The organism is Thioalkalivibrio sp. ALJ2 (genome assembly GCF_000378325.1).
Classification (GTDB): domain Bacteria; phylum Pseudomonadota; class Gammaproteobacteria; order Ectothiorhodospirales; family Ectothiorhodospiraceae; genus Thioalkalivibrio.
This window is the reverse complement of the sequence record NZ_KB899554.1, coordinates 165,761-185,471: the sequence shown is the minus strand read 5'-3', so window position 1 is coordinate 185,471 and position 19,711 is coordinate 165,761. Positions and strand designations below refer to the sequence as shown.

At 65.0% G+C, this 19,711-nt stretch carries 21 protein-coding genes; 19 read left to right on the top strand and 2 right to left on the bottom strand.

All coding sequences use genetic code 11. From position 1 onward, the window contains the following. Positions 1-19 precede the first annotated feature (19 nt). Positions 20-1,123, bottom strand: a complete 1,104-nt coding sequence (gene dnaN / locus F468_RS0100840) for a DNA polymerase III subunit beta (protein WP_018994442.1) — start codon at positions 1,121-1,123, stop codon at positions 20-22. 252 nt (positions 1,124-1,375) lie between these two features. Further along, positions 1,376-2,743: a chromosomal replication initiator protein DnaA gene (gene dnaA, locus F468_RS0100835; RefSeq protein ID WP_012981417.1), complete on the bottom strand. Its 1,368-nt coding sequence runs from the start codon at positions 2,741-2,743 to the stop codon at positions 1,376-1,378. Between the two features lie 151 nt (positions 2,744-2,894). Here dnaA and rpmH point away from each other — a divergent pair, with 151 nt between their 5' ends. The 19 genes from rpmH (at position 2,895) to glmU (ending at position 19,689) form a co-directional block, all read left to right on the top strand. After that, positions 2,895-3,035 (top strand): 50S ribosomal protein L34, encoded by a 141-nt coding sequence (gene rpmH, locus F468_RS0100830; protein ID WP_012983964.1) that lies wholly within the window; start codon positions 2,895-2,897, stop codon positions 3,033-3,035. A gap of 22 nt (positions 3,036-3,057) precedes the next feature. After that, entirely contained in the window at positions 3,058-3,408 is a 351-nt protein-coding gene (gene rnpA, locus F468_RS0100825; protein WP_018994441.1) for a ribonuclease P protein component, read from the top strand. Then, positions 3,405-3,662 (top strand): membrane protein insertion efficiency factor YidD, encoded by a 258-nt coding sequence (yidD, locus tag F468_RS13990; RefSeq protein ID WP_018649133.1) that lies wholly within the window; start codon positions 3,405-3,407, stop codon positions 3,660-3,662. The genes rnpA and yidD overlap by 4 nt, the downstream gene beginning before the upstream one ends. Positions 3,663-3,670: 8 nt before the next feature. Next, positions 3,671-5,374 carry a membrane protein insertase YidC gene (gene yidC / locus F468_RS0100820; RefSeq protein ID WP_018649132.1) on the top strand — a complete coding sequence of 568 codons (1,704 nt, stop codon included), beginning with the start codon at positions 3,671-3,673 and terminating at the stop codon, positions 5,372-5,374. Between the two features lie 7 nt (positions 5,375-5,381). Then, positions 5,382-6,695: a tRNA uridine-5-carboxymethylaminomethyl(34) synthesis GTPase MnmE gene (gene mnmE, locus F468_RS0100815; RefSeq protein ID WP_018139743.1), complete on the top strand. Its 1,314-nt coding sequence runs from the start codon at positions 5,382-5,384 to the stop codon at positions 6,693-6,695. A gap of 111 nt (positions 6,696-6,806) precedes the next feature. Beyond that, the gene (gene mnmG / locus F468_RS0100810) at positions 6,807-8,681 is read left to right on the top strand and encodes a tRNA uridine-5-carboxymethylaminomethyl(34) synthesis enzyme MnmG (RefSeq protein ID WP_018994440.1); all 1,875 of its coding nucleotides are present in this window, start codon (positions 6,807-6,809) and stop codon (positions 8,679-8,681) included. Beyond that, positions 8,671-9,300, top strand: coding sequence for a 16S rRNA (guanine(527)-N(7))-methyltransferase RsmG (gene rsmG, locus F468_RS0100805; RefSeq protein WP_018139741.1), 630 nt, complete (start codon positions 8,671-8,673; stop codon positions 9,298-9,300). The genes mnmG and rsmG overlap by 11 nt, the downstream gene beginning before the upstream one ends. Further along, on the top strand, positions 9,297-10,052 hold the full coding sequence (locus tag F468_RS0100800) for a ParA family protein (protein ID WP_018139740.1): 756 nt from the start codon (positions 9,297-9,299) through the stop codon (positions 10,050-10,052). Before rsmG ends, F468_RS0100800 begins: the two co-directional genes overlap by 4 nt. Positions 10,053-10,350: 298 nt before the next feature. Continuing rightward, complete coding sequence (locus tag F468_RS0100795; protein ID WP_018139739.1) at positions 10,351-11,193, top strand: ParB/RepB/Spo0J family partition protein; 843 nt, start codon at positions 10,351-10,353, stop codon at positions 11,191-11,193. Between the two features lie 132 nt (positions 11,194-11,325). Continuing rightward, on the top strand, positions 11,326-11,712 hold the full coding sequence (locus F468_RS0100790; RefSeq protein WP_012983955.1) for an ATP synthase subunit I: 387 nt from the start codon (positions 11,326-11,328) through the stop codon (positions 11,710-11,712). Between the two features lie 31 nt (positions 11,713-11,743). Further along, positions 11,744-12,586 (top strand): F0F1 ATP synthase subunit A, encoded by an 843-nt coding sequence (atpB, locus tag F468_RS0100785; protein ID WP_018139738.1) that lies wholly within the window; start codon positions 11,744-11,746, stop codon positions 12,584-12,586. Positions 12,587-12,637: 51 nt separating this feature from the next. After that, positions 12,638-12,874, top strand: a complete 237-nt coding sequence (gene atpE, locus F468_RS0100780) for a F0F1 ATP synthase subunit C (RefSeq protein ID WP_012983953.1) — start codon at positions 12,638-12,640, stop codon at positions 12,872-12,874. Between the two features lie 53 nt (positions 12,875-12,927). Then, positions 12,928-13,398 (top strand): F0F1 ATP synthase subunit B, encoded by a 471-nt coding sequence (locus F468_RS0100775; protein ID WP_012983952.1) that lies wholly within the window; start codon positions 12,928-12,930, stop codon positions 13,396-13,398. A gap of 9 nt (positions 13,399-13,407) precedes the next feature. Further along, positions 13,408-13,944 carry a F0F1 ATP synthase subunit delta gene (locus F468_RS0100770; RefSeq protein WP_012983951.1) on the top strand — a complete coding sequence of 179 codons (537 nt, stop codon included), beginning with the start codon at positions 13,408-13,410 and terminating at the stop codon, positions 13,942-13,944. A gap of 13 nt (positions 13,945-13,957) precedes the next feature. Then, positions 13,958-15,499: a F0F1 ATP synthase subunit alpha gene (atpA, locus tag F468_RS0100765; protein ID WP_018139737.1), complete on the top strand. Its 1,542-nt coding sequence runs from the start codon at positions 13,958-13,960 to the stop codon at positions 15,497-15,499. 12 nt (positions 15,500-15,511) lie between these two features. Next, on the top strand, positions 15,512-16,372 hold the full coding sequence (atpG, locus tag F468_RS0100760; protein ID WP_018139736.1) for a F0F1 ATP synthase subunit gamma: 861 nt from the start codon (positions 15,512-15,514) through the stop codon (positions 16,370-16,372). A gap of 58 nt (positions 16,373-16,430) precedes the next feature. Beyond that, positions 16,431-17,807, top strand: coding sequence for a F0F1 ATP synthase subunit beta (gene atpD / locus F468_RS0100755; protein WP_012983948.1), 1,377 nt, complete (start codon positions 16,431-16,433; stop codon positions 17,805-17,807). A 12-nt stretch (positions 17,808-17,819) separates the two neighbouring features. Next, complete coding sequence (locus tag F468_RS0100750; RefSeq protein ID WP_018139735.1) at positions 17,820-18,239, top strand: F0F1 ATP synthase subunit epsilon; 420 nt, start codon at positions 17,820-17,822, stop codon at positions 18,237-18,239. Positions 18,240-18,309: 70 nt separating this feature from the next. Beyond that, the gene (gene glmU, locus F468_RS0100745; RefSeq protein ID WP_081616947.1) at positions 18,310-19,689 is read left to right on the top strand and encodes a bifunctional UDP-N-acetylglucosamine diphosphorylase/glucosamine-1-phosphate N-acetyltransferase GlmU; all 1,380 of its coding nucleotides are present in this window, start codon (positions 18,310-18,312) and stop codon (positions 19,687-19,689) included. Positions 19,690-19,711 lie beyond the last annotated feature (22 nt).

The following is a 19,711-nucleotide window of genomic DNA, read 5'->3' as shown; positions in this document are numbered from 1 at the left end:
TCTGTTCGCCCGGTCGCGACTACAGGCGCATCGGCATCACGACGTAACGCGCGCCACCCGGAGGATCGGCCTGCACCAGGATCGAGGAGTTCCCGTCCCGCAGCCCGATCCGGACCTGTTCGGTTTCAATGGCATTGAGGACATCGACCAGGTATCCGAGGTTGAATCCGATCTCCATCGGCGGGCCCTGATACTCGGCTTCGACTGACTCCTGGGCCTCTTCACGATCCGCGTTGTGGGTCATGACCTGACAGCCCTGATCGCCAAGCGTCATCCGCACCCCGCGGTACTTGTCCGACGCGACGATGGATACGCGTGCCAGTGCCTGCTTGAGACGCTCGCGTTCCACCGTCAGGGTCGCCGGAAGGTCCGCTGGAATCACGCGCTCGTAATCCGGGAACCGCCCTTCGATCACCTTGCTGCGCAGCACCGCATTCCCAAGATCGAACAGCACCTGATCCTCACTGAACCCGACGCGAACTGGTACATCGTCGTCCGACAGGTTGCGGCGCAGCTCCGCGATCGTCTTGCGCGGCACGATCTTCTCGATCCGTCCATCGATCGCCTGGTCAAGCTCGGCCTCGGCCAGTGCCAGTCGATGCCCGTCGGTTGCCACCGCGCGCAGGCTGTGACCACTGGCTACCAACAGCAATCCCTGAAGGTAATAGCGAACGTCCTGCTGCGCCATCGAGAACATCGTGGCCTCAAGCAACCGACGCAGCCGGTTCTGCGGGATGTCCAGGGTCCACTCCGAGCTCTTGCTCTCCCAGTCGGGGAAATCCGCACCCGGCAACGTGGCCAGACTGAAACGCGAGCCAGCGAACCCCACGGACATCCGTTCTCCATCGATCGTCGCCCGGATCTCGCTCTCTTCCGGTGCCGCCTTTACCACATCCAGCAGCTTGCGTACCGATACTGTCACGTCGCACTCGCCGGGGATGGTTCCCGTCGCCTCACCTTGCCAGGCCAGTTCCAGGTCGGTGGTATCCATGCGAATGCCGCCCCGTTCATCCGGTCGCAAGCGCACGTTGCCGAGGATCGGCATCGTCAAACGTTTCTCGGCCGCCCCGACAATCCGTTGCAGGGCGTCAGTCATCGCTTCGCGCTGGAAAGAGAGTTCCATGGCGGTGTCCTGTAATTGGGTTTAAGTAATTTAAAACTGATGATAATAAGGTCCGCTTCTCCCTGTGCGGAAAACCTTTAACTTCTTGATTTTTCGACGTTTATTATTCAAAAAACGGCTTTCAAACCTCTGTATCGCCTGTGTCTATCCTGTGGATGAAATCAGGCACCAAAAATTTACGCTGACTGCGCACGACTTCCCCCCATCTTATCCACAGCTTGTTCGGTCAACCTGCAGGGATGTGCGTCAGCGTCAGCTGCTCAGGGTCCGCAGCAGATTTGCATAGTCTTCATCCAGGCTCGCATCCGCCTCGCGCAACTCGACGATCTTGCGACAGGCATGAATGACCGTCGTATGGTCCCGTCCGCCGAAGGCCTGGCCGATCTCCGGCAGGCTGTGCTGCGTGAGTTCCTTCGCGAGTGCCATCGCCATCTGGCGCGGTCGAGCCACCGAGCGGCTGCGGCGAGTGGAGAGCAGATCCGCCACCTTGATGCGGTAGTAATCGGCCACGGTCTTCTGGATGTTCTCCAAGGTGATCAGCTTGTTCTGGACGGCGAGCAGGTCGCGCAGCGCCTCTTTGGCGAAGTCCAGGGTGATCGGTTTGCCGGTGAAATGCGCGTTCGCGATGACCCGGCGAAGCGACCCCTCCAGCTCCCGGATGTTGGACCGGATGCGCTTGCCCATGAAAAAGGCGACCTCGGTTGGCAACTCGATCCCGGCCTGTTCCGCCTTGCGCTGCAGGATGGCCACGCGCGTCTCCAGCTCCGGGGGTTCGATGGCGATGGTCAGGCCCCAGCCAAAACGTGATTTCAGCCGTTCCTCAAGCCCCTCGACCTCCTTCGGATAACGGTCCGAGGTCAGGATGATCTGCTGCTGACCTTCAAGCAACGCGTTGAATGTATGAAAAAATTCTTCCTGGGAACGTTCCTTGTTCGCAAAGAACTGGATGTCGTCGATCAGGAGGGCATCGGCCGTGCGATAGTGCTGCTTGAAGTCGTCGATCGCGTTGTGCTGCAGCGCCTTGATCATGTCGGCGACGAAGCGCTCGGAGTGCAGGTAGATGATCCGGCCTTCCGGCAGCCGGCTCAGGATGCTGTTGCCGATCGCGTGCATCAGATGGGTCTTGCCCAGGCCCACGCCGCCATAGATGAACAGCGGGTTGTACGCGACCCCCGGGTTTTCGGCCACCTGCAGACTGGCCGCGCGCGCCAGTTGATTCGATTTGCCCTCGACGAAGGTGTCGAAGGTGAAGGCCGGGTTCAGGTTGCTGACCGGCCCCTTGGGGACCGCTGCTCGCCGCGCTGGCGCGCTCGCGGGTGCCCGTGAAGGTGCGGAGCCTTCGGGCTCCGCGGCGGTCCACTCCGTGCCCCCGATCCCCAGGCGAACGCGTTGCCTATCGGTCTCTTCGGTGCCGGGGCGCAGTTCGCTGACGGCCTCTTCGATGGAACTCAGGAGATGGTCGCGGACATGTTCGAAGACAAACTGGTTGGGTGCCAGCAGGCGCAAGGCCCCGGCTTCCTCCTCGGCGTGCAGGGGTCGCAGCCAGGTGTTCAGCTGCTGCTCACTCACACGACCCTGCAGGCGATCCAGACAGGCTGTCCACAGGGTATTGGCAGTCACACGCGGGTCTCCGGGATCACGAGGGTTCGGGGGCCCCTGAGTCTACGCCGATGGTGACCCCGTGCGCTAGCCAAGTCTCGCCCGCTGATTGACTTCGCGCACGGTTGACGGTAGTTTTCTCCGCCCTTTATCCCATTGTCCGAGATTCGTCATGAAGCGCACCTTTCAACCGAGTCGGCTTGTCCGCGCCCGTACCCACGGCTTCCGTGCCCGCATGGCCACCCGTGGCGGTCGCAAGGTCCTGAACGCCCGTCGCGCCAAAGGCCGCAAGCGTCTCTGCCCGACCAACTGATCGCGCTGTCCGGCTGGCCATCATGACCGCCGGGGCGCAGGGCTTCCCGCGCCAGGCGCGTTTGCTGGTCGGTGCTGATTACCGGCACGTCTTCGCCGACGCGCGTCCGATCCGTGGCCGCTATTTGACGCTGCTGTACCGTGCCCGCGAGGGCGGCGGCGAGCCCCGGTTGGGGCTCGCGATCGCCAAGCGCCATGTGCGCAACGCTACGGATCGCAACCGGGTCAAGCGCATCGCGCGCGAGGCCTTCCGCCAACGCCGCGCGGCGCTGCCACCTGTGGACCTGATTGTCCTGGCCCGCGCCGGTGCGGGCACCTGTGACCGACGGGCCCTGCGCTCGGAGATGGAAACGCTGCTGGATCGCCTGCAATGACCCTTGTACGCAAGATTGCCCTGTTGCCGGTTCGGGCCTATCAGTACGGCATCTCCCCGTTCATGGCGCCACATTGCCGGCATTACCCGACGTGCTCGGCCTACACCGTCGAGGCGGTGGAAAAACACGGCGTCGCACGCGGCTTCTGGCTCGGACTGCGGCGCATTCTGCGTTGCCACCCGTGGTCCCCCGGGGGCTATGACCCCGTGCCGGAACCCCATCTGTCCGCCCACTCGCATCGATCCCGGAAATAGTCGCGCTCATGGATAACTTGCGTCCCCTTTTGTGGCTCAGCCTGGCCTTTGTCCTGTTCCTGATGTGGCAGGCCTGGAACCAGGACTACGGCACCCCTGCCCAGCCGGAAACGGCCGAGCAAGAGGCGGAGGATCCCGATGCCCGCCCGGAGGATGTCCCCGACGCGCCCCAGTTCGAGGACGAGGACGATCCACGTGCCGCCGCGGATGTGTCCGAGATCAGCCCGATCCAGGAGCCGGATCGTCGCCAGTTCACCGTCCGCACCGACAAGCACGAGCTGCTGATCGACACCCGTGGCGGCACCATCCTGCGCGCAGACCTGCTGCAGTATCCGCGCGATCTGCAGGATGACCCGCTGGTTCCGGTTCGCCTGTTTGACCACCGCGTGCGCGGCTACGTGGCTCAGAGTGGCCTGACGCACGACCGCGTCAACGACCGCGCGATGGAGGGGCGGGCCCCCTCGCACCACGCCAATTTCGAGGTTGACGGCGACCACTTCGAGATGGCCGAGGGCGACGATACCCTTCAGGTCCCGATGCGCTGGGTCTCGGACGATGGCGAGATCGAGGTCATCAAGACCTACACCTTTACCCGCGGGACTCATCTGATCGAGGTGGGTTACGAGGTCCGCAACCAGGGCGATTCCACCTGGAGTGGGCGCCAGTATCGACAGTTGCGCCACGGGCCGACCCCGGACCGCGAGTCCTGGTGGTTGTATACGTTCACGGGGGCCGCGTATTTCGACGGCAGTTACCAGCGGGAGCGTTTCGAGTCGCTCGCCGACGACCCCATCCAGCAACGCCTGCATGGCGGCTGGGTCGCGATGATCCAGCACTATTTCGTCTCTGCCTGGGTCCCGGGCGATGACGAGGTGAACGCGCTGTATGCCCGCGCCGTGCCTGGCGAGGTTGGCGAGGAATACCTGATCGGCCTGCACTCGGCCGAGCCCCTGACCGTGCGCCCGGGCGAGAGCGGGCAGCTTCAGACCCGACTGTGGGTTGGACCGAAGCTCCAGGACGAGCTTTCCCAGATCGCCCAGGGCCTGGAACTGACCGTCGACTACGGGATGTTCACCTTCCTGGCCAAGCCGCTGTTCTGGCTGCTGGATCTGATCCACAGCGTCGTCGGCAACTGGGGCTGGTCGATCGTGCTGCTCACCATCCTGATCAAGCTCGCGTTCTTCAAGCTGTCCGCCACTAGCTATCGCTCGATGGCGCGCATGCGCAAGGTTGCGCCCAAGCTGCAGGCCCTGAAGGAACGCTACAAGGACGACAAGCAGCGCATGAACCAGGCGCTGATGGAGTTGTACAAGAAGGAGAAGATCAACCCGCTGGGTGGCTGTCTCCCGATCCTGGTGCAGATCCCGGTGTTCATCGCCCTGTACTGGGTGCTGCTGGAGAGCGTGGAACTGCGTCAGGCCCCCTGGTGGCTGTGGATCCAGGATCTGTCCTCGCGTGATCCGTACTTCATCCTGCCGATCCTGATGGGCGTGTCCATGTTCGTGCAGTACAAGCTGAACCCGCCGCCGATGGACCCGGTGCAGCAGAAGATCTTCATGGCGCTGCCATTCGTGTTCACGATCTTCTTCGCCTTCTTCCCGGCGGGCCTGGTGCTGTACTGGTTCACCAACAACCTGTTCTCCATCGCCCAGCAGTGGTACATCACGCGCAAGATCGAGGGCGGCGAGGACCCGGACAAGCAGAAGAGCTGACCGGGCCGTGACCGTGGCGGATACCATCGTCGCGGTCGCCACCCCGCCGGGGGTCGGCGGCATTGGCGTGGTCCGTCTGTCGGGCCCCCAGTCGCTGGTGATCGCACGGCGCCTGACCGGGCGCGACCGCCTGCGACCACGCCAAGCTCATTACGGCCGCCTCACTGATCCGGCCAGCGGCGAGACCATCGACGATGGCCTGATCCTCTATTTCCCCGCGCCCCATTCGTATACCGGTGAAGACGTGGTCGAACTGCAAGGCCACGGCAGCCCGGTGCTCCTGGAGGCGCTCGTCGCGGCGGCGGTCGGCCTCGGTGCGCGCCGCGCGCGGCCGGGCGAATTCACCGAACAGGCCTTTCTGAACGGCCGCCTCGACCTCGCGCAGGCCGAGGCCGTCGCCGATCTGATCCATGCCCAGACGGCCCAGGCCGCGCGCCTGGCCCGCTCCAGCCTCGACGGGGCGCTGGCCGCCGAGCTGGAGCCGGTCTCCCGGGCCATCCGCGACATGCGCGTGGTCATCGAGGCCGAGATCGACTTCGGCGAGACTGACCTCGAATCCGAGGCCGCCCCGGACATCGCCCGGCGGGCGGAGGTCCTGCACACGACCATCCTCGCGCTCCTCGAGCGCCTGCGCCCGGCCCGCTATTTCGCCCAGGGCCTGCGTCTGGCCCTGGTCGGTGCCCCCAATGTCGGCAAGTCCAGCCTGATGAATCGATTGGCCGAGAGCGAGGTGGCGATCGTCACCGACCGCCCCGGGACCACCCGGGACGTACTGCGCTCGCCGATCGCCATCCACGGGATCCCGGTGGAACTGATCGACACCGCCGGGCTGCACGCCAGCGACGACCCTGTGGAAAAGATCGGGATGCAGCGCGCCCGCGAGGCTGCGACCGGGGCCGACCTGATCCTGGACCTTCGGGATCTGACCCGGCCGGAGGCCGTCCCCGAGCTGGAGGCCCCGCCCGAGATCCCGCGGCTCACGGTCTGGAACAAGCAGGATTGCGTCGCGGATTCCCGATCTACAGAGGGGATCGTCATCTCGGCGCGCACCGGTGCGGGCATTGATGAACTCAAGCAGGCCATCGTCGAGCGGCTGGGTGCCAGCGAGGGCGGGCAGCAGCGCTTCAGCGTGCGTGCGCGCCACCTCGATGGCCTGCGCCTGGCGGCGCTGCATCTGGGCCGCATTGAGGCCAGCGCCGCGCCCGACCTGATCGCCGAGGAGCTGCGCCTGGCCGAGGCGGCGCTGGACGCCCTGCTGGGTCGCCAGGACCACGAGGCCCTGCTCGGCGAGATCTTCGCCGGTTTCTGCATCGGCAAGTGATGGCGTAGGGAAACATGGATCCCCATGCGGCCGCTTCGACGCCACCGCCACTCCTGCTAAACTGCTGATTTTACTTTTTCGGGCCGCCCAGCGGCCGGGTTTCAAGAGGTCATGGCAGAAGAATTTCATGTCATCGTGATTGGCGGCGGACACGCCGGCACCGAGGCCGCTCTGGCCGCGGCACGCGCGGGTGCGCGCACGCTGCTGCTGACCCATAACATCGAGACCATTGGCCAGATGAGCTGCAATCCGGCGATCGGCGGCATTGGCAAGGGCCACCTGGTCAAGGAGATCGATGCCCTGGGGGGCGTGATGGCGCGCGCGGCGGATGCCGCCGGCATCCATTTCCGCATCCTCAATAGGCGCAAGGGTCCGGCGGTGCGCGCGACCCGCGCCCAGTCCGACCGGCAGCTCTACCGCCAGGCCATTCGCCAGTTCGTGGAGGCCGAGCCCAATCTGCAGATCTTCCAGCAGCCGGTGGCCGACATCACCATGGACGGTGATCGTGTGACCGGTGTGGTCACCGAGGCGGGCATTGCGTTTACGGCTCGCGCCGTCGTGCTGACGGTGGGGACCTTCCTCAACGGCCAGATGCATACCGGGCTGACCCAGCAGCCGGGCGGGCGCGCGGGCGATCCGCCGAGCGTGCGCCTGGCCGCGCGCCTGCGCGATATGGCCTTTGCGGTCGGGCGCCTGAAGACCGGCACCCCGCCGCGCATCGACGGGCGCAGTGTCGACTTCTCGCGCCTCGAGGTGCAGCCGGGCGATGACCCGCGCCCGGTGTTCTCGTTCACCGGCTCGCCCGGCGACCACCCGGAACAGCGCCCCTGTCATATCGCGCGTACGAGCGAGCGGACCCATGACCTGATCCGGGCGAACCTCGATCAGGCGCCGATGTATTCCGGCCAGATCGACAGCACCGGACCGCGGTACTGCCCCTCGATCGAGGACAAGGTCGTGCGCTTTGCCGACAAGACCAGCCACCAGGTCTTCGTCGAGCCGGAGGGGCTGACCACCCACGAGCTCTACCCAAACGGCATCTCCACCTCCCTGCCCTATGCGATCCAGGTGCCGCTGGTGCAGAGCATCGAGGGCTTCGAGCACGCGCGCATTACCCGTCCGGGCTACGCGATCGAGTACGACTACTTCGACCCGCGCGGCCTGCGCCCGTCGTTGGCCACGCGCGAGGTGGGCAACCTGTTATTCGCTGGGCAGATCAACGGCACCACCGGATACGAAGAGGCCGCCGCCCAGGGCCTCGTCGCCGGACTCAATGCCGCCTGCCTGACCCGGGACGCCGAACCCTGGATCCCGCAGCGTTCCGAGGCCTATATCGGCGTGCTGATCGACGACCTGGTCACCCGCGGCACGCAGGAGCCCTACCGCATGTTCACCTCGCGAGCCGAGTACCGGCTGCTGTTGCGCGAGGACAACGCGGATCTGCGCCTGACCCCGGTCGGGCGCGAACATGGCCTGGTCGACGATGCCCGCTGGGCACGGTTCGAGCGCCGCGCCGCCGCGATCGAGTCGGAAATGAGCAGGCTTGCACAGACGCGACCAGATCGGGATCAGCGCAGCCGCCCGGCCCTGGTCGAGCTCCTCGGCAAGGCCCCGGAGCCGGATGCCACACTGCTCGACCTGCTGCGCCGACCGGAGGCCGACTATGACGCCCTGATGCAGGCTCTCCCGGAACTGGATGCGGGCTGCACGCCGGACGTGCGCGAGCAGGCCGAGATTCAGGCCAGATACGCCGGGTACATCGAACGCCAGCAGGCCGAGGTCGCGCGCCAGGCGAAGGCCGATCAGACGGCGCTGCCGGACAACCTCGACTACACGCGGGTGCATGGTCTGTCCAACGAGATCCGCCAGAAACTCGCCGAATTCCGTCCGCACACGCTGGGTCAGGCCCAGCGCATCCCGGGCGTGACCCCGGCCGCGCTTTCGGCTCTGGCTGTTCACCTGAAGCAGCGCGCCAGTGGCGAGTAACGACTGGCGGGCGGCCCTGGGCGCCGTCGCCGACGAGTGGGCGCTGGACGCAGCCGCCATCGAGGCCCTGGCGATCTATCTCGAGCAGCTCGGGCGCTGGAACCGGGTGCACAATCTGACCGCCGTGCGCGACCCCGCGCAGTGGATCCCCCGGCACATCCTCGACAGCCTGACCCTGCGCCCGTATCTTCACGGGGACCGCATCCTGGATGTCGGGACGGGCGCCGGCCTGCCGGGCTTCATACTGGCTGCCTGCGAGCGCGAGCGCGATTTCTGCCTGCTGGACAGCGCGGCCAAGCGCATCCGCTTCCTGCGCAACGTGATCGGGCTGGCCGGGCTGACCCGGGTCGAGGCCGTGCATATGCGGATCGAGGATTTCGGACCCGCCGCGCCCTACACCACGGTCCTGGCGCGGGCATTCAAGGCACCGGCGGACATGGTCGCGCGCGTCGCACCGCAGGTGGCCACGGGCGGGCGGGTGCTGGCCATGCTCGGGCAGCGCTCGGTGGCGGACGCGCCGCTGCCCGCCCCGTGGTCGTACCGGGCTGTGGACCCGGTTACCATTCCCGGCGAGGCCGCCCAGCGGCACATCGCCATTATCGAGAGAGCCGAGACGTGACCGATACGCTGGCCATCACCAATCAGAAGGGCGGGGTGGGCAAGACCACGACCTGCGTGAATCTCGCCGCCTCGCTCGCCCGGCTGGGCAAGCGCGTGCTGGTCGTGGACCTGGACCCACAGGGGAATGCCACCACCGGTTCCGGCGTGGACAAGCACGCCGACGACCCGACCTCCTGCGAGGTGCTGCTGGGCCAGGCCACGGTTCCGGAGGCCGCTCACCGTGTGGAGGGCGGTTTCGATCTGGTGCCGGCGAACGGGGACCTGACCGTGGCCGAGGTGCGCCTGATGGATCAGGAGCGACGCGAATATCGGTTGCGCGACGCCCTGGGCCCGGTGGCCGCCGACTACGACCACATCCTGATCGACTGCCCGCCGTCGCTGAACCTGTTGACGGTCAACGGGCTGGTGGCCGCCGACGGGGTCGTGATCCCGATGCAGTGCGAGTACTACGCGCTCGAGGGCCTGACCGCGCTGATGCGCACGATCGAGAGCATCCAGAAGGGCCCCAACCCGCAGCTGCGCATCGCCGGGTTGCTGCGCACAATGTTTGACCCGCGCAACCGGCTGTCCGGTGACGTCTCCGACCAGCTCACCGGGCACTTCGGCGAACGCGTGTTCCGGACTGTGATCCCGCGCAACATCCGCCTGGCCGAGGCCCCCAGCTTTGGTCAGCCGGCCTTGTTGTATGATGCCTCCTCGCGCGGGGCGGTGGCCTACCTCGCGCTGGCCGGCGAGATGCTGCGCCGCTGATCGCGCCCAGGGAAACACTGATTAATGCACACGCTCGCGTTGGCACCCCAGGTTTTCCGAGACAAGGCGCGTCGTGCAGCGGGTAGTGGTTCTACCCGCAAGCGGCGCAACGCAGGATCGGGGAACCTGGGGTGCCAACCCCGAAGGGGCTCGGCCGCTTTTGCGCGCGCACGGCGTTGCTGTTCCCTTGTGCAGAATGACTGCACGGCAGTCACCGCGCCTTGTTCGCACGCAAAAGCGACTCGAGCGCGAGCGCGTGCATTAATCAGTGTTTCCCTAGACGAGCAGGACTGAAACGATGGCAAAACGTGGACTGGGCCGCGGGCTCGATGCCCTCCTGTCGGGGGCACAAAGCGGCGGCAACGAGAGTGACTCCCTGGCGCAGCTGCCGATCGAACAGATCCGCCGCGGTCAGTATCAGCCGCGCGTGCACATGTCCGAGCCCGCGCTCGCGGAGCTGGCCGAGTCGATTCGTGCCCAGGGCATTGTTCAGCCGGTTGTCGTGCGCCGGGTCGAGGGCGGCTTCGAACTGATTGCTGGCGAACGCCGCTGGCGAGCCGCCCAAATTGCGGGGCTGGAGAGCGTGCCGGCGGTGGTGCGCGACATCCCCGATCAGGCCGCGGCCGCGATGTCGCTGATCGAGAACATCCAGCGCGAGGACCTGAACCCGCTGGAAGAGGCGCAGGCCATCCGGCGCCTGATCGACGAATTCGAGATGACCCATCAGGCGGCGGCGGATGCGGTCGGCCGTTCGCGCACCTCCGTCACCAACCTGCTGCGTCTGCTGGAGTTGCACGACGTGGTCAAGGAACATGTGAACGAGGGCCGGCTGGAGATGGGCCATGCCCGCTCTCTGCTGGCCCTGCCGCTGGACGACCAGCCGGGGGTGGCCGCGACGGTCGTCAAGCGTGACATGACCGTCCGCGCCACCGAGCAACTGGTCAAGAAGGTCCTCTCGGCGCAGCCGGAGCCGCGCAAGGAGGCCGGCCCCTCGCCAGAGGTCCGGCAACTCGAAAGCCGCCTGTCTGATCGCCTCGGGGCCCCCGTCCAGGTCCGCTACAACCGCCAGGGCAAGGGCCGACTGGTCATCGAATACAACAGCCTCGACGAGCTCGACGGCATCCTCGAACACATCCAGTAAAAAGCCCGTCTGCCTCGCCCAAAGCCTCTCCCCACGCCCCTTTGGCCACCCCATAACGGTTTGACCTAATAGAAGGGTGCTCTTATAATGCGCGCACTTTTTGGGAGAGGGGTGGGTGTGCCCATCCGCTGAATGACACCGCGACGCTTCAGACACGCCTTACAATCGATCGGTCTGCAGCTCGCCCTAACGCTGATACTGTCGGGCCTACTACTGGCCCTGTTCCCCCCGATCGTGGCGATCTCGGCCATGGTCGGCGGCTTGACCGCGACCCTCGGCAATGCCGTGGCCGCGGTCGTTGTGTTTCGAGCCTACCGCTCTGATCAGGTGGGCTCGCTCACGGCGCGAATGATGGGCGCCGAGCTGGGACGACTCGTAATCATCGCGGTGGCATTCGGGGTGGCGTTCGCTTACCTGGACGAGCCGAACTTGCTGGCTTTGTTCGGCATCTTCCTCCTGGTGCATCTGGCCCCGCTCTGGTGGCTGCACCGGGTTTCTGATCAAGCAATGACGAGATAACTGCATGGCTTCAGAAAGCGAACTGCCCACGATGGAAGAGCACATTGCTCACCATCTCACGAACCTCACCTTTGGGCTCCACCCCGAGAACGGGTTGAGCTTCGCCACGACCAGCACCCAGGCCGCCGAAATGGGCTTCTGGGCGATCCATGTCGACTCCATGCTGTGGTCGATTGGTCTTGGCCTCCTGTTTATCCTCACGTTTCGCGCTGCCGCCAAGAAGGTCACCGCTGGCGTCCCGGGTGGCTGGCAGAACTTTGTCGAAATGACGATGGACTTTGTTAACGACAACGTCCGTGGCTCGTTCAAGCACAAGAACGACATGGTCGCGCCACTCGCGCTGACCATCTTTGTCTGGATCTTCCTGCTCAACCTGATGGACCTGGTGCCGGTGGATCTGCTGCCGCACATCGCCTATCTGCTGGGTATCCCCTACTTCAAGATCGTGCCGACCACAGACATCAACGTGACCGCGGGTCTGGCGCTGGGCGTGTTCGTCCTGATCATCTACTACTCGCTGAAGATCAAGGGCCCGGTGGGCTTTATCAAGGAACTGACGGGCATCCCGTTCCAGACCAACATCGTGTTCCTGAAGCCGATCTTCTGGGTGATCAACTTCGCGCTGGAGTTCATCAACCTGCTGGCCAAGCCCGCATCGCTCGCCCTGCGACTGTTCGGCAACCTGTACGCGGCGGAGATGATCTTCATCCTGATCGGCGTTATGTACTCCGCGGGCCTGATCCTGGGTCTGGCCGGTGGTGTGCTGCATGTCGGCTGGGCGATCTTCCACATTCTCGTGGTGCCGCTGCAGGCCTTCATCTTCATGGTGCTGACCGTCGTCTATCTGGACATGGCGTACAGCGAAGACCACTGATTCGATTCACCTTCAAACTGACCGTTTCAACACTCGACTGGAGATACAAAAATGGAAATGGCTAACGCTCTGATCGTCCTGGCTGGCTCTCTGCTTCTGGGTCTGGCCGCTGTCGGCGCCGCCATCGGCGTGGGTACCCTGGGTGGTCGCTTCCTGGAAGGCGCCGCGCGTCAGCCGGAACTGATCCCGATGCTGCGTACTCAGTTCTTTATCGTGATGGGTCTGACCGACGCCGTGCCGATGATCGGCGTGGGTATCGGCCTGTACGTTCTGTTCGCCCTGGGTTAACAAGGCTGAGCGAGTCCCGAGGTCCCCTCCACTCGTCAACCTGAGGTAGCAGGATGAATATCAATCTGACCATCATCGGCCAGCTCCTGGCGTTTGCCGTATTCGTGTGGTTCACGATGCGCTACGTTTGGCCGCCCATGTCCGCCGCCCTGGAAGAGCGCCGCAAGAAGATTGCGGACGGCCTGGCCGCCGCCGAGCGTGGCGAAAAGGAACAGGAGCTCGCCCAGGAGCGCGCGACCGCGGTGATCAAGGAGGCCAAGCAGCAGGCCAACGAGATCATGGCCTCTGCGCAGAAGCGTGCGACAGAGCTGGTCGAGGAAAGCAAGACCACCGCGCGCGAGGAAGGCGAGCGTATCAAGGAACAGGCGCACTCCGAGATTGAGCAGGAGATCAACCGTGCGAAGGAAGAACTGCGCAAGCAGGTCTCCCAGCTGGCGGTTGCCGGTGCCGAGCAGATCCTGGCCAAGGAGATCGATGCCAAGGCCCACGGCGATCTGCTGAAGAAGCTCGCGGCCAAGCTCTAAGGAGACGTTATGTCAGACCTGATTTCGGTCGCCCGACCCTACGCCCGCGCCGCTTTCGAGCGGGCCCAGGAGAAAAACGATCTCGCTGGCTGGGCCGAGCAGCTCGAGTTGCTGGCGGCCATCGCCGCCGACTCGCAGATGCACAGTCTCCTCTCCAACCCGCGGCTCCCGCGTGCCGATCGCGCGCAGCTCGTGCTGGACGTGGCCGGCGACAAGGTCGGCCCCGAGGCCGGCAACCTGGTTCGGCTGCTGGCCGAAAATGGTCGCCTGCCCGCGCTGCCCGCCGTCTACGACGCGTTCTCCGCGATGAAGGCCGAGGCCGAAAAGCGCGTCCACGCCGACGTAATCGCCTTCCGCAAGCTCACGCAGGCGCAGGAGAAAGAGATCCACGATGCCCTGGCCAAAGGCCTGGGCTGCGAAGTCGATCTCGAGTGTTCAGTCGACAGCTCCCTGCTCGGCGGGGCCATCATCCGCGCCGGCGACCTGGTAATCGACGGCTCCGTGCGAGGCCAGCTGAACCGCCTGGCTGCCAATTTGAGTCGCTAAGAGGATATTTAACATGCAACTGAATCCCTCCGAGATCAGTGATCTGATCAAACAGCGCATCGAGAAATTCGATGCCTCCTCCGAGGCCGCCAACGAGGGCTCCGTGGTCAGCCTGACCGACGGTATCGCTCGCGTGCACGGCCTTGGCGATGTCATGCAGGGCGAAATGATCGAGTTCCCCGGCGACACCTTCGGCATGGCGCTCAACCTCGAGCGTGACTCTGTCGGCGTCGTGATCCTGGGTGACTACAAGCACATTAAAGAAGGCGATACCGCCAAGTGCACCGGTCGCATCCTTGAGGTGCCGGTGGGCGAGGGCCTGCTGGGCCGCGTGGTCGACTCCCTCGGCCGCCCGATCGACGGCAAGGGTCCGGTGGAAACCGGAGTCTCCAGCCCGATCGAGAAGATTGCCCCCGGTGTTATCGACCGGCAGTCGGTTGACCAGCCGCTGCAGTCCGGCATCAAGGCGATCGACGCGATGGTCCCCGTGGGCCGTGGCCAGCGCGAGCTGATCATCGGTGACCGCCAGACCGGTAAGACCGCGGTGGCGATCGACGCGATCATCAACCAGAAGGACTCCGGCGTTAAGTGTATCTACGTCGCCGTGGGTCAGAAGGCCTCGTCGGTTGCCTCTGTGGTGGCCAAGCTGGAAGAGGCCGGTGCGATGGATAACACCATCATTGTGGCCGCCAACGCCTCCGAGTCGGCCGCGATGCAGTTCATCGCCCCGTACGCCGGCTGCGCGATGGGCGAGTACTTCCGCGATCGTGGTGAAGACGCCCTGATCGTCTACGACGATCTGACCAAGCAGGCCTGGGCCTACCGTCAGGTGTCGCTGCTACTGCGTCGTCCGCCCGGCCGCGAAGCCTATCCGGGTGACGTCTTCTATCTGCACTCGCGCCTGCTGGAGCGCGCCTCCCGCGTGAACGCCGACTACGTCGAGCAGATGACCAACGGCGAAGTGAAGGGCCAGACCGGCTCGCTGACCGCGCTGCCGATCATCGAGACCCAGGCGGGCGACGTGTCCGCGTTCGTGCCGACCAACGTGATCTCGATAACCGACGGCCAGATCTTCCTCGAGACCGACCTGTTCAACTCGGGCATCCGCCCGGCGATCAACGCTGGTCTGTCGGTCTCCCGAGTCGGTGGGGCCGCGCAGACCAAGATCATCAAGAAGCTTGGTGGTGGTGTGCGTCTGGCGCTGGCGCAGTACCGTGAACTGGCGGCGTTCTCGCAGTTCGCCTCCGATCTCGACGAGCTGACCCGCAAGCAGCTTGACCGCGGCAAGCGCGTCACCGAACTGATGAAGCAGGGCCAGTACCAGCCGATGTCCATCGGCGAGATGGCGTTCTCGCTGTACGCCGCCAACGAGGGCTACCTCGATGACGTCGAGGCGGACAAGGTCGTGAGCTTCGAAAAGGAACTGATGGCCTACGCGCGTTCCTCGCAGAAGGAGCTCCTGGACGAAATCAACAGCTCTGGCGACTACAACGACTCCATCCAGGAAAAGCTGAAGAAGGCCCTGGAAGAGTTCAAGGCCAAGCACAGCTGGTAACGGGAGCACGCAATGGCGGGCACTAAGGAGATCCGGACGCAGATCAAGAGTATCCAGAATACTCAGAAGATCACCAAGGCCATGGAGATGGTCGCAGCGTCCAAGATGCGCAAGGCCCAGGACCGTATGGAAGAGTCCCGGCCTTACGCCCAGAAGATCCACGACGTGATCGGTCACGTCGCGATGGCCAACGCGGAGTACAAGCATCCGTTCATGGTCGAGCGCGAAGTGAAGCGTGTGGCGCTGATCATCGTCTCGACCGATCGTGGCCTATGCGGCGGGTTGAACACCAACCTGTTCAAGAAGGCCGTCGGCGAGATGCGGCGTTACCGCGAAGAGGGCGTCGAGGTGGACCTGTGCGTCGTCGGCAACAAGGCGCTGCAGTTCTTCAAGCGCCTGGGTGGCAACATCGTGGCCGAGGCGCGCGATCTGGGTGATCGCCCGCACATCACGGACCTGATTGGCTCCATCAAGGTGGTGCTGGACAACTTCCGCGATGGCAAGGTCGACCGCGTCGTGCTGCTGGAGAACAAGTTCGTCAACACGATGACCCAGCAGCCGGAGGCGACCCAGCTTCTGCCGACCGCGCCGAGCAAGGACGAGTCTCTGAAGCATCACTGGGACTACATCTACGAGCCCGATACGGTTCCGGTGATGGATACCCTGCTCGAGCGCTATGTCGAGTCGCTGATCTACCAGGCGGTGGTCGAGAACGTGGCCTGCGAAATGGCCGCGCGCATGGTCGCGATGAAGTCGGCCTCCGACAACGCCGGCACGATGATCAAGGACCTGCAGCTCGTCTACAACAAGGCGCGCCAGGCCGCGATCACCCAGGAGATCTCCGAGATCGTCAGCGGCGCGGCTGCGGTCTAGCGCCCGCCGGCACGAATCGATCGGCTCGGCACGAATTACGACTTACGAGGATGAACAAATGAGTTCCGGAAAAATTGTCGAAATCATCGGCGCCGTCGTGGACGTGGAGTTCCCCCACGGCGAAGTGCCCAAGGTCTACGACGCCCTGACCCTGGAAAACGGCCTGACCCTGGAAGTCCAGCAGCAGCTGGGTGACGGCGTCGTGCGCACGATCGCCATGGGGACCACAGAGGGTGTGAAGCGTCAGACCCCGGTCACCGCGACCGGCAAGCCGATCTCCGTGCCGGTCGGCAAGGGGACCCTGGGCCGCGTGATGGACGTGCTCGGCCGCCCGGTGGACAACGCCGGCGACGTGGAGGCCCAGGAAACCTGGTCGATCCACCGTGCCGCCCCGACCTTCGACGAGCAGGCGGGCTCCACCGAGCTGCTGGAAACCGGAATCAAGGTGATCGATCTCCTGTGCCCGTTCGCGAAGGGCGGCAAGGTCGGCCTGTTCGGCGGTGCCGGCGTGGGCAAGACCGTGAACATGATGGAGCTGATCCGCAACATCGCGATCGAGCATTCCGGTTACTCCGTGTTCGCCGGTGTGGGCGAGCGTACCCGTGAAGGGAACGACTTCTACCACGAGATGAAGGACTCCAACGTCCTCGACAAGGTGGCCCTGGTCTACGGCCAGATGAACGAGCCGCCGGGTAACCGCCTGCGTGTCGCGCTGACCGGCCTGACGATGGCCGAGTTCTTCCGTGACGAAGGCCGCGACGTGCTGATGTTCATCGACAACATCTACCGTTACACCCTGGCCGGGACCGAGGTCTCCGCGCTGCTGGGGCGCATGCCGTCCGCGGTGGGCTACCAGCCGACCCTGGCGGAAGAGATGGGTGTGCTGCAGGAGCGCATCACCTCGACCAAGAAGGGCTCGATCACCTCCATCCAGGCGGTCTACGTGCCGGCGGATGACTTGACCGACCCGTCGCCGGCCACGACCTTTGCGCACCTGGATGCGACCGTCGTGCTCTCGCGCCAGATCGCCGAGCTGGGCATCTACCCGGCCGTGGATCCGCTGGACTCGACCTCGCGCCAGCTGGACCCGCAGATCATCGGGCAGGAACACTACGACACCGCCCGTGCGGTGCAGAACACTCTGCAGCGTTACAAGGAGCTGAAGGACATCATCGCGATCCTCGGCATGGACGAGCTGTCGGAAGACGACAAGCTGGTCGTGGCCCGTGCGCGAAAGATCCAGCGCTACCTGTCGCAGCCGTTCTTCGTGGCCGAGGTGTTCACCGGGGCGCCGGGCAAGTACGTGTCTCTGAAGGACACCATCCGCGCGTTCAAGGCCATCGTGGCTGGCGAGTATGACCATCTGCCCGAACAGGCCTTCTACATGGTCGGCACCATCGAGGAAGCCGTCGAGAAGGCCGAGAAGCTCGGCTAAGGAGTGAGCAACATGCCCATGACGATGCACGTGGATGTGGTCAGTGCCGAGGAGTCCATCTACTCCGGGACCGCGCTGATGATCGCGGCCCCGGCCGAGGGTGGCGAGGTCGGTGTCTATGCGGGCCACACCCAGATGCTGGCGCGCCTGAACCCGGGCGAGCTGCGCATCCTGGAAAAGGAAGGCGCCGATCCGCAGCCGGTGTTCGTCTCGGGCGGTATCCTCGAGGTCCAGCCGTATCATGTGACGGTCCTGGCGGATACGGCGGTGCGGGCCAAGGATCTCGACGAGGCCGAGGCCCTGGAGGCGAAGAAACGTGCGGAGGAGGCCCTGGAGAACTCCAAGGCCGATTTCGACTACGCCAAGGCGCAGGCGGAACTCGTGGAGGCCGCCGCCCGCCTGCAGATGATCCAGAAGTTGCGCCGGAAATAATCCGGCAAACTGCGACGAATGACCGACCCCAAGGGCCAACCGATTCGGTTGGCCCTTTATGATTGCACCCATGCCTGAGACGACACCCCTTCATATCGCGGTCCTCGCGGCCGGCAAGGGGACGCGCATGCGGTCGCGCCTCCCCAAGGTCCTGCAATCTCTAGCCGGACGCCCCCTGCTGGACCATGTCCTCCAACGCGTGGCGCCGCTGGAAGCCGACGCGCTCCACGTCGTGGTGAGCCACGAACAGGAACGTGTGCGAGCCGCATTTGCCGAGCACGTCCCCGCACTTGACTGGATCGACCAGGGCGAGCCGCGGGGGACCGGGCATGCGGTTTATCAGGCCCTGCAGCACATCCCCGACCATGCGCGTGTCCTGGTGACCTATGGGGACGTCCCGCGGATCCCGGTCGCGGACCTGGAGGCCTGTGCTCGCGGCACTGGCGTAACCGTCCTGGCCGCTCAGGTTCCCGACCCCACCGGATACGGTCGCCTGATCCTCGATGCCGCGGGCCAGCTGGAGCGGATCGTCGAGCACAAGGAGGCCACCAGCGGGGAACGTGCGGTCGACCTGATCAATACCGGCGTGCTCGCCGCACCGGCCGGGGACTTGCGTGGTTGGCTAGCTTCCTGCGAGCCCGATCCGGCAGGGCCGCGCGAGTGGTATCTGACCGACATTGTGGCCGTGGCACGAGGTCAAGGACGGGTGATCGATGTCGTGCGCAGTTCCGATCCCGTCGCCGTGCTGGGTGTGAACGACCGCGAGCAGCTGGCCGTCCAGGAGCGCCTGCACCAGGCGGAGCAGTGCTCCCGGATGATGCGGGATGGTCTCGCAGTGGCGGACCCCGCGCGCCTGGATGTGCGCGGCGTCCTGAAATTCGGACACGACTGTTCGATCGACGTGAACGTCGTGATCGAGGGCACGGTGACGCTGGCGGACGATGTCTATATTGGCCCCGGCTGCGTGTTGCGCGATTGCGAGATTGGATCCGGCACGCAGGTCGCGGCACACAGTGTCCTGGAAGGTGTAAGGATCGGCGAGGGGGCCAATGTTGGGCCGTTCGCCCGTCTGCGCCCGGGGACCGAGCTCGGCCCCGGTGCCCGCGTCGGCAACTTTGTCGAGATCAAGAACGCCACGCTGGGTCCGGGCGCGAAGGCGAACCACCTGACCTACGTCGGGGATGCCAGCGTCGGGGCCGGCGCCAATCTGGGCGCAGGGACGATTACCTGCAACTATGATGGTGCCAACAAGCATCGCACCGAGATCGGCGAGCGAGCGTTCATCGGCTCCAACACGGCCCTGGTGGCGCCCATCCGCATCGGCGATGACGCGACGGTGGGGGCGGGCTCGACCTTGTCCGACGATGTCGACCCGCGTGCGCTGGCGCTGACCCGTGCACGCCCGCGCGTTATCCAGGACTGGCCGCGCCCCAAGAAGAAGTCCGACTAGACACAAAAGTCCGACTCGACAT